At 69.8% G+C, this 1,478-nt stretch carries 1 protein-coding gene and 1 pseudogene; one reads left to right on the top strand and one right to left on the bottom strand.

Annotated features, from left to right (window positions below; all coding sequences use genetic code 11):
- The coding region (locus AC2VON_RS21500) for a glycerol-3-phosphate dehydrogenase/oxidase (protein WP_486954669.1) at positions 1-983 on the top strand (983 nt) is incomplete at its 5' end.
- 37 nt (positions 984-1,020) lie between these two features.
- Here AC2VON_RS21500 and AC2VON_RS21495 read toward each other — a convergent pair.
- Positions 1,021-1,478: pseudogene (locus tag AC2VON_RS21495) on the bottom strand (flavin-containing monooxygenase); the annotation flags it as partial.

Raw genomic sequence — 1,478 nt, 5'->3', positions numbered from 1 at the left:
GCGGCCGGTTTCACGTGCGTGCGTCCAAGGGGGTGCACGTGGTGGTGCCGCGGGACCGGATCGTCAGCGAGGTCGCGATCATCTTGCGCACCGAGCGCTCGGTGCTGTTCGTCATCCCGTGGGGCACCCACTGGATCATCGGAACCACCGACACCGACTGGAACCTGGACCTGGCGCACCCGGCGGCGACCAAGGCCGACATCGACTACCTCCTGGGCCACGTCAACACCGTACTGGCCAACCCGTTGACCAGCGCCGACATCGACGGGGTGTACGCGGGGCTGCGTCCACTGCTGGCCGGGGAGAGCGACGACACCTCCAAGCTGTCCCGCGAGCACGCGGTGGCGGTGCCGGCGCCCGGGCTGGTGGCCATCGCCGGCGGCAAGTACACCACCTACCGGGTGATGGCCGCCGACGCGATCGACGCCGCCGCCGAGTACATCCCGGCCCGGGTGGCGCCGTCGATCACCGAGAAGGTGCCGCTGCTGGGTGCCGACGGCTATTTCGCGCTGGTCAACCAGGCCGAGCAAGTCGGGTCGCAGCAGGGGCTGCACCCCTATCGAGTGCGGCATCTGCTGGATCGCTACGGGTCACTGATCCATCGGGTGCTCGACCTGGCGGCCGGGCAGCCCGAGCTGTTGGAGCCGATCGCCGCGGCACCGATCTACTTGAAGGTCGAAGCCGCCTATGCCGCCGCCGCCGAGGGTGCGCTGCACCTGGAGGACATCCTGACCCGCCGGATGCGGATCTCCATCGAATACCCGCACCGCGGTGTCGACTGCGCCCGCGAGGTCGCCGAGGTGGTGGCGCCGCTGCTGGGCTGGGGCGACGACGACATCGATGAGGAGGTGGCGACCTACACCGCGCGAGTACAAGCCGAGGTGCTCTCGCAAGCCCAGCCCGACGACGCTTCGGCGGACGCGCTGCGGGCCAGCGCCCCGGAGGCGCGCGCCGAGATCCTCGAACCGGTACCGCTGGATTGACCTGCCCGGTGCCGACGCGGTATAGCTGACGGCCCCGTCACGCGAGTTCGTAGTCGGCCAGCGCCGGGTGCGCCATGACCTCCCTGAAACGACCGAAACTCCACGGCCAGGCAGCGGGAACGCCGCGGTCGTCGAGGTACCAGCTTCGACAGCCGGTGACCCACACGGTCTTTTTCGCCGCCTCGACCCGCTCCGCCTCGAAACGGCTGGTCGCCTCGCGGCTGGCGCTGACCGCGCGGCGTTCGTCTCGCCGCAGCAGCTCGATCAGCTGCATCAGATAGCCGATCTGGGCCTCGGCCGCGTCGATCAGCGAGAAGTTTCCGACGGGCCCGTTGGGCCCGTTGAGCATGAACAGGTTGGGAAAATCGGGCACCGACACCGACAGGTAGGCGACCGGCCGCTGTGCCCACACGTCGTCGAGGCGCACGCCGTCGCGGCCGACCACCTCGATCGGGCGCAGGAAGCGGTCCACCCGGAACCCGGTGGCCAGCACCA

The organism is Mycobacterium sp. TH-M82 (assembly GCF_057473605.1).
This window is presented reverse-complemented; position numbering and strand designations above follow the sequence as displayed.